The organism is Streptomyces sp. NPDC059398 (assembly GCF_042751845.1).
Taxonomy (GTDB): domain Bacteria; phylum Actinomycetota; class Actinomycetes; order Streptomycetales; family Streptomycetaceae; genus Streptomyces.
The window spans coordinates 1-7,279 of sequence record NZ_JBHYWP010000173.1 but is presented as its reverse complement, the minus strand read 5'-3'; the positions used below and the strand labels follow the sequence as shown (position 1 = coordinate 7,279).

Below are 7,279 nucleotides of genomic sequence, written 5' to 3'. Positions count from 1 at the left end.
CGCGGGCCGGGCGTCCCGCCCGCCACCACCCGGGCCTCGCTCGGGTCCCTGTCAGTGGGGACAGGGGGGGTCAAGGCCGGGGGGGGGGCTCGGCCCCCTCTCAAATAGCCGGCCCGCCCGCCACCAGGTCCGCACCGACATCGCCCGGACCTTCGGCGCCACCGACATCGTCGCGGTCCGCGGCGACGAAGCCGTCGCCGCGGTGCGCGAGCTGACCGGGGGCCAGGGTGCGCACGCGGTGATCGAGGCCGTCGGCACCGAGCAGTCGATGGCCACGGCCGTCGCCGTCACCCGGGACGGCGGGGCCATCGGTTATGTCGGTGTCCCGCACGGCAGCGGCACCGGTCTTGACCTGAGCGACATGTTCAACCGCAACATCGCCCTGCGCGGCGGAGTCGCCCCGGTCCGCAGCTACATCCCCGAACTGCTCGCCGACGTACTGGACGGGACCATCGACCCGTCACCGGTCTTCGACCGCACCGTCGCCCTGGACGAGGTGCCGGAGGGCTACCGGGCGATGGACGAGCGCACCGCGCTCAAGGTCCTGGTGAAGTAGGCACCGGCCCGGCGGTCCGGCGGCGAGCCGGGCGGGGCGGTCCGGCGGTCCGGCGGGCGGGGCGCCGTCCGCCCTCGCCCCGGGCGCCGTCCGCCCTCGCCCCGCCGGGCGCCGTTCGCCCCACCGCCGCGCCGGCCGCCCCACCGCCCCGCCCGGCCCGTCCTCCGCAGGGCTACCGGGTGACCGCGTGCAGCGCGTCCGCCAGGCCCGCCCCGTAGAAGCTGGTGTGGCTGCCGCCGCCCTCGCAGACCGCGTCGGGCTTCCCGTCACCGTCGGCGTCGACCGGGTACGGCCTCGGGCAGGTGAGCCGGTCGGCCCCGGCGTACAGCAGCGCCTTGACCTGGGCGGGCGAGGCGTGCGGATGACGGGACTTGATCAGGGCCGCCACTCCGGCGACATGCGGAGACGCCATCGACGTACCGGCCATGTAGGCATAGCCGCCGCCCGGCACCGGGCCGAGTACCGCGCTGCTGGTGGCAGGCGGCGCGGGCGGCTGGTACGTGGCCGAGTCGCCGCCGGGCGCGGCGATGTCGACGACCCCGAGGCCGTAGTTGGAGTACGAGGACTTGAGGTCCTTGGTGCCCGTCGCGGCCACGGTGACGACGCCCGGCAGCTGCGCGGGGATGTCCGGGCAGGCCGTCGGGTCCACCGTGCGGGAGACCGCCGTGCCGTCGTCCGGGCTCAGCGGGTCGGTGACGCGGTGCGACGCGAGGTCGAACCCCTCGTTGGCCGCCGCCGCGACATTGACCGTGCCTTTGCGCTCCGCGTACCGCGTCGCCCGGGTGACGGCCTCGACCAGGGCCTTCTGGTCCGGGTCGGACGTGCAGTTGAAGTACCACGGGTCGGTGAAGTAGCTGCTGTTGGTCACATCGGCGCCATGGTCGGCGGCCCACACGAAGGCGCAGACGACGGCCTCCGTGTAGAAGAAGCCGGCGGCCGTGCCGACCTTGATGCCCGACACCCGCACGCCGGGCGCCACCCCGGTGATGCCGATGCCGTTCCGCGCGCCCGCGATCTCGCCCGCCACATGGGTGCCGTGCGGGCTCTCGTCCGCGGTGGGCCGCCAGGCGCCGTCCGTGGTGTCGGGCTTGCCCGTGCCGCAGTCCGCCGACGCCCCGCGGTCGAAGTTGGGGGCGATGTCCGGGTGGGTGTCGTCGACACCCGTGTCGATCACCGCGACCGTGACAGCACGGCTGCCGAGCGTCCGCTCATGGGCCTGGTCCGCCTTGATGGCCCGCATGTCCCACTGGAGCGGCTCCATCGGGTCCTCGCCCGGGGCGGCCTTCGCCGCTGCCGCCGCCCGCTGCCGGGCCGTGAGCTCCAGCGGCGCCTCGGTCTTCTTGGCGGCGGCATCCTTCTTGGCGGCACCGGCAGGCAGCGGCGCGGTACGGGTCGCACCCACCGAATCGATCCCCCTGACCCTGCGCAGGGTCTTCGCGAAGTCCGGCCCGGACGCGTGCGCCACCACCACGCCCACCTCCTCGTACGCCATGACCACCGAGCCGCCCGCCCGGGTGACGGCCCGCTCCGCCGAGGCCGTGGCACGGTGACCGGTCCCGGTGTTCACGACGTACGACAGAGCCGGGCCCGTCCCGGGGGCCGGGGCGTGCGCGGGGGCGGCGCCGCCCTGCTCCGCGGTGGCCGTGCCCGGCAGGAGGCAGAGCGAGGCGACGAGGGCCAGTCCTGCGGGCAGCGCGAGTGCACGCGCCCGCCCGGATCTCAGATGAACCATGGATCCTCCACATCATCCGTAGCAACCGCCCTGCTGCGGAACGCAGTTGGGCGTCCGTCCGACCAGTGAAGCGCACCCCGTCCCGCCGCGCCCGTCAAGCGGTCCGACAGGGAGGGCCGGGCATTCCGACGGAAAGGGCCCGGCGTCCTGACGGAAAGGGCCGGGCGTTGAACCACTCGGCCCCGCGCGCCGTGCCCCTGTCCGGAGGCCCGGAACAGCGGACCTCCGGCAGTCCACTCACCGTCCGTACGTCGCGAGGAGAATCCGTGGCCACCGATGCACCGCAGACCCCGGGCGGAACGCGCGCCGGTCCCGGCCGGGCCCCGGCCGGGACGTTCACCGAGGTGCAGCAGAGCGCGGAGTTCGGCGAACTGCGCCGCGCCCACCGCTCCTTCGCCTTCCCGCTGACCGTCGCCTTCGTCGCCTGGTACCTGCTGTACGTGCTGCTTTCGAGCTACGCGGGCGGCTTCATGGGCACCAGGCTCGTCGGCAACATCAATGTGGCCCTGGTCCTCGGCCTCGGCCAGTTCCTCACCACGTTCCTCATCGCGTGGCTCTACTCGCGGCACGCCGCGAACCGGCTCGACCCCCGGGGAGCCGCGATCAAGTCCCGTATGGAGGGCGGCTCATGAGCCCCGCCGTCCAGCTCGCCGCATCGGCGACCACCCAGCACCGGCCCCTGATCATCACCCTGTTCGCGGTCTTCGTCGCCGCCACGCTCGTCATCACCGTCTGGGCGGGACGCCGCACCAGGAGCGCCGCCGACTTCTACGCGGGCGGCCGGCAGTTCTCCGCGCTGCAGAACGGGCTCGCGGTCTCCGGCGACTACATGTCGGCCGCCTCGTTCCTCGGCATCGCGGGCGCCATCGCCCTCTTCGGCTACGACGGCTTCCTCTACTCGATCGGCTTCCTGGTCGCCTGGCTGGTCGCGCTGCTGCTTGTCGCCGAACCGCTGCGCAACTCGGGCCGCTACACGATGGGCGACGTCCTCGCCTACCGGATGCGCCAGCGCCCCGTCCGTACCGCGGCCGGAGCCTCCACCATCGTCGTCTCGATCTTCTATCTGCTGGCGCAGATGGCGGGCGCGGGAGTCCTGGTCTCGCTGCTGCTCGGCATCACCAGCGACGCGGGGAAGATCGCCATCGTCGCGCTGGTCGGTGTCCTGATGATCGTGTACGTCACGATCGGCGGGATGAAGGGCACCACCTGGGTCCAGATGGTCAAGGCCGTCCTGCTGATCGCCGGGACCGTCCTCATCACGTTCCTGATCCTGCTGAAATTCCACTTCAACGTCTCCGACCTGCTGGGCTCGGCCGCGTCCCACAGCGGCAAGGGGAAAGCGTTCCTGGAACCCGGCCTCAAGTACGGCGCGTCGGGGACCTCCAAGCTGGACTTCATCTCGCTCGGCATCGCCCTGGTGCTCGGCACCGCCGGCCTGCCGCACATCCTGATCCGCTTCTACACCGTGCCGACGGCCAAGGCCGCCCGCAAGTCGGTGAACTGGGCGATCGGCATCATCGGCGCCTTCTACCTGATGACGATCGTGCTCGGTTTCGGCGCCGCCGCCCTGCTCAAACCCGCCGACATCATCGCGTCCAACCCGGCGGGGAACACGGCGGCCCCGCTCGCGGCCCTGGAGATCGGCGGCGGCGCCGGCTCCACCGGAGGGCCGGTCCTGCTCGCGGTGATCTCAGCGGTGGCCTTCGCCACCATCCTCGCGGTGGTCGCCGGGCTCACCCTGGCCTCCTCGTCGTCGTTCGCGCACGACACCTACGCCAACGTCATCCGCAAGGGGAAGGCCACCGAGAAGGAGGAGATGCGCGCGGCCCGCTGGGCCACCGTCGCGATCGGCGCCGTCGCCATCGTGCTGGGCGCCTTCGCCCGCGATCTGAACGTCGCGGGTCTGGTCGCCCTCGCCTTCGCGGTCGCCGCTTCCGCCAATCTGCCGACCCTGCTCTACAGCCTCTTCTGGAAGAGGTTCACCACCCGCGGCGCCCTCTGGTCCATCTACGGGGGTCTCGTCTCCTCCGTGGTGCTGGTCCTCTTCTCACCGGTCGTCTCCGGGAAGCCCACCTCGATGTTCAAGGGCGCCGACTTCGCCTGGTTCCCGCTGGAGAACCCCGGCCTGATCTCCATCCCGCTGGGATTCCTGCTCGGCTGGCTGGGCTCGCTGCTCTCGTCCGACGAGCCCGACCAGGACAAGTACGCCGAGCTGGAAGTCAGGTCCCTCACCGGATTCGGGGCCCACTGAGCTCCATCGGGAGGCGTCCGCGCAGGGAGGCGTCCGCGCAGCGGGGGTACGCGCGCCGGGGGCCCGGTCGCAGGGATCGTAGGGATCTACGACCGGGCCCCTTCCCACCTCGTGGTAATCGGCCCCTGTGGGTGTCACAGGTGTCGCGTACGCTCGGTTGCGTACGCGTTTCCGTTTCTGGGGAGGGGGCCCACCGTGCTTGTCGACACCTTTGGCCGAGTGGCCACTGACCTGCGGGTGTCACTCACCGACCGCTGCAATCTGCGCTGCACGTACTGCATGCCGGAAGAGGGCCTGCAGTGGCTGGCCAAGCCCGATCTGCTCACGGACGATGAGATCGTCCGGCTGATCGACATCGCCGTGACCTCGCTCGGTATCACCGAGGTCCGCTTCACCGGCGGTGAGCCGCTGCTGCGCCCCGGCCTCGTCGGCATCGTCGAGCGCGTCGCCGCCCTTGAGCCACGCCCCCGGATGTCCCTCACGACCAACGGCATCGGCCTCAAGCGCACCGCACAGGCCCTGGCCGCCGCCGGCCTCGACCGGGTCAACGTCTCGTTGGACACCCTGCGCCCCGACGTCTTCAAGACCCTCACCCGCAGGGACCGCCACGGCGACGTCCTGGACGGGATGGCCGCGGCCCGCGCCGCCGGGCTCACCCCGGTGAAGGTCAACACCGTACTGATGCCGGGGCTCAACGACGACGAGGCCCCCGACCTGCTCGCCTGGGCCGTGGAGAACGACTACGAGCTGCGCTTCATCGAGCAGATGCCACTCGACGCCCAGCACGGCTGGAAGCGGGACGGGATGATCACTGCGGGTGACATCATCGAGTCGCTGCGCACCCGCTTCACCCTCACCGAGGAGGGCAGCGACGAGCGCGGTTCGGCGCCCGCCGAGCGCTGGGTGGTCGACGGCGGACCGCACCGGGTCGGGGTCATCGCCTCCGTCACCCGCCCGTTCTGCGGCGCCTGCGACCGCACCCGGCTCACCGCTGACGGACAGGTGCGTACCTGCCTCTTCGCCCGTGAGGAGTCGGACCTGCGGGCCGCGCTGCGCTCCGGTGAACCGGACGAGGAGATCGCCCGGCGCTGGAAGCTGGCGATGTGGGGGAAGAAGGCCGGATCCGGTCTGGACGATCCGTCCTTCCTCCAGCCCGACCGGCCCATGTCGGCGATCGGCGGCTGACCGGACCGCCGGCCGGCCTCCCGTGTTCCGGGCCGGCCACCGGCTGTCCGGGCCGGCCTCTACGGTGTTCCGCCGCCGGCCTCCCTCGTCCCGCCGCCGGTCCTGGCGCCCCGCTCCCAGTCGGCGAGGGCCACCACGTCCTTGAGAAAGCCGCGTACCCCCAGGAACTGGGACAGATGCTCCCGGTGTTCCGCACACGCCAGCCAGGTCTTCCGGCGCTCCGGGGTGTGCAGCTTCGGGTTGTTCCACGCCAGCACCCACACGGCATCGGCCCGGCAGCCCTTGGCCGAGCACACCGGGGCGGAAGCGGGGGCGGAACCGGTCGTATCAGGGGAGTTCACCCCTCAACCCTAGGCCAACGCATCGCCGTTACGGACGGACCAGGGGCCGGGAAATGGCGACGCCGAGCAGCCACGGGGGGAGCTGCCCGGCGTCGGTCCTTCGCTCCGACGGGGGATGCGGAGCGCCTGCAAAGTATGTCACGGGCCCATAGGGGTGCGGCACCGGAACTTCATGATTGATCTGAGCTTTTCTTGAGCTTTGGCCCCCATGGGGATTCGGCCCCGCCTCAGCCCTGATCCGCCACCCGCTGCTCACGCTCCGTGGCGGTGCGCTCGTCCGCCGACTCGGCCCCCGTCACCACGGAGGACGGTTCCAGCGCCGGGCGGAATGGTGCCGGAACGAACGTGGTGGGGAGCCCCGGAGTGTTCTCGCGGCCCGCGTTGGCGATCACCACGGCGACGTACGGGAGGAAGGCACCCAGCACCAGGGCCCCGATCGCCACCGGTCGTGCCACGTTCCAGAGAGCCGCGGTCAGGATGACCGCGACGGTCCGCACCGTCATCGAGATGATGTACCGGCGCTGCCGGCCGCGTACATCCTCCGCGAGTCCCGTGCGGGCGCCCGTGATCCGGAAGACCTCACCACCGCTGCTCTGCTTCCCCATCGCGCTCCACCACCCGATTCCCGCGCCGGACTCTCCCCGGACCGGACGGCACCACGGTACGCCGACGCTCCACGCCCGATAAGGGCGGGGCGCGCCCGTACCGCCCGTGCCGGGGCCACCGCGGCACGTATGGAGCTGTCCGACATGCGCCGTATGGAGGCTGGGCCGAAACTGGGGCCCACGCGTAAACGGCAGCCCTATCAGGAGGCGACGTGAATTGGTTGTGGGCCATCATCGTGGGGCTGGTGCTCGGTCTGATCGCCAAGGCGATCATCCCGGGCAAGCAGCAGATCCCCCTGTGGCTGACCGTGGTGTGCGGCATCCTGGGCAGCGTGCTGGGCAACTGGGCGGCCACCGGCCTCGGGGTCAACGACACCCGGGGCATCGACTGGATCAGGCACCTGCTCCAGCTGATCGGCGCCGTGATCGTCGTCGGTGTCGGTGACAAGCTCTGGGCCGCGGTCCGTGGCAGGCGACACGCCGCCTGACGCCGGGCGTGCGTCCTGACGCCAGGCGTACGTGATGGGGGGGCCGGGGCGAGCCCCCGCCCCCCGCCCCCAGGCGCTGGCGTTCTAGAGCCGGAGGGCGGGGCGGGCGCGCCGCCCGGGT

At 72.0% G+C, this 7,279-nt stretch carries 7 protein-coding genes and 1 pseudogene; 5 read left to right on the top strand and 3 right to left on the bottom strand.

All coding sequences use genetic code 11. From position 1 onward, the window contains the following. Positions 1 to 556, top strand: a pseudogene (locus tag ACFXBC_RS34410) (zinc-binding dehydrogenase); the annotation flags it as partial. 172 nt (positions 557 to 728) lie between these two features. Here the strand turns inward: ACFXBC_RS34410 and ACFXBC_RS34405 are convergent. Continuing rightward, positions 729 to 2,288, bottom strand: a complete 1,560-nt coding sequence (locus ACFXBC_RS34405; RefSeq protein ID WP_385033819.1) for a S8 family serine peptidase — start codon at positions 2,286 to 2,288, stop codon at positions 729 to 731. A 266-nt stretch (positions 2,289 to 2,554) separates the two neighbouring features. Here ACFXBC_RS34405 and ACFXBC_RS34400 point away from each other — a divergent pair, with 266 nt between their 5' ends. The 3 genes from ACFXBC_RS34400 (at position 2,555) to moaA (ending at position 5,724) form a co-directional block, all read left to right on the top strand. Then, positions 2,555 to 2,920 (top strand): DUF485 domain-containing protein, encoded by a 366-nt coding sequence (locus ACFXBC_RS34400; protein ID WP_385033816.1) that lies wholly within the window; start codon positions 2,555 to 2,557, stop codon positions 2,918 to 2,920. Next, positions 2,917 to 4,539 carry a cation acetate symporter gene (locus ACFXBC_RS34395; protein ID WP_385033813.1) on the top strand — a complete coding sequence of 541 codons (1,623 nt, stop codon included), beginning with the start codon at positions 2,917 to 2,919 and terminating at the stop codon, positions 4,537 to 4,539. The genes ACFXBC_RS34400 and ACFXBC_RS34395 overlap by 4 nt, the downstream gene beginning before the upstream one ends. A gap of 195 nt (positions 4,540 to 4,734) precedes the next feature. Continuing rightward, positions 4,735 to 5,724, top strand: coding sequence for a GTP 3',8-cyclase MoaA (moaA, locus tag ACFXBC_RS34390; protein ID WP_385033810.1), 990 nt, complete (start codon positions 4,735 to 4,737; stop codon positions 5,722 to 5,724). A gap of 59 nt (positions 5,725 to 5,783) precedes the next feature. On the opposite strand, the gene ACFXBC_RS34385 is transcribed toward moaA, so the two are convergent. After that, positions 5,784 to 6,065: a hypothetical protein gene (locus tag ACFXBC_RS34385; RefSeq protein ID WP_385033808.1), complete on the bottom strand. Its 282-nt coding sequence runs from the start codon at positions 6,063 to 6,065 to the stop codon at positions 5,784 to 5,786. A gap of 227 nt (positions 6,066 to 6,292) precedes the next feature. Continuing rightward, a complete protein-coding gene (locus ACFXBC_RS34380; RefSeq protein ID WP_385033805.1) occupies positions 6,293 to 6,670 on the bottom strand; it encodes a DUF3099 domain-containing protein in 378 nt (125 codons plus the stop codon). A 212-nt stretch (positions 6,671 to 6,882) separates the two neighbouring features. Here ACFXBC_RS34380 and ACFXBC_RS34375 point away from each other — a divergent pair, with 212 nt between their 5' ends. Next, positions 6,883 to 7,158 (top strand): GlsB/YeaQ/YmgE family stress response membrane protein, encoded by a 276-nt coding sequence (locus ACFXBC_RS34375; RefSeq protein WP_385033802.1) that lies wholly within the window; start codon positions 6,883 to 6,885, stop codon positions 7,156 to 7,158. Positions 7,159 to 7,279 lie beyond the last annotated feature (121 nt).

Coding starts and splice junctions, on each gene's coding strand:
- ACFXBC_RS34395 (WP_385033813.1), top strand. CDS start 2,917: ATGAGCCCCGCCGTCCAGCTCGCCGCATCGGCGACCACCCAGCACCGG.
- ACFXBC_RS34380 (WP_385033805.1), bottom strand. CDS start 6,670: ATGGGGAAGCAGAGCAGCGGTGGTGAGGTCTTCCGGATCACGGGCGCC.
- ACFXBC_RS34405 (WP_385033819.1), bottom strand. CDS start 2,288: ATGGTTCATCTGAGATCCGGGCGGGCGCGTGCACTCGCGCTGCCCGCA.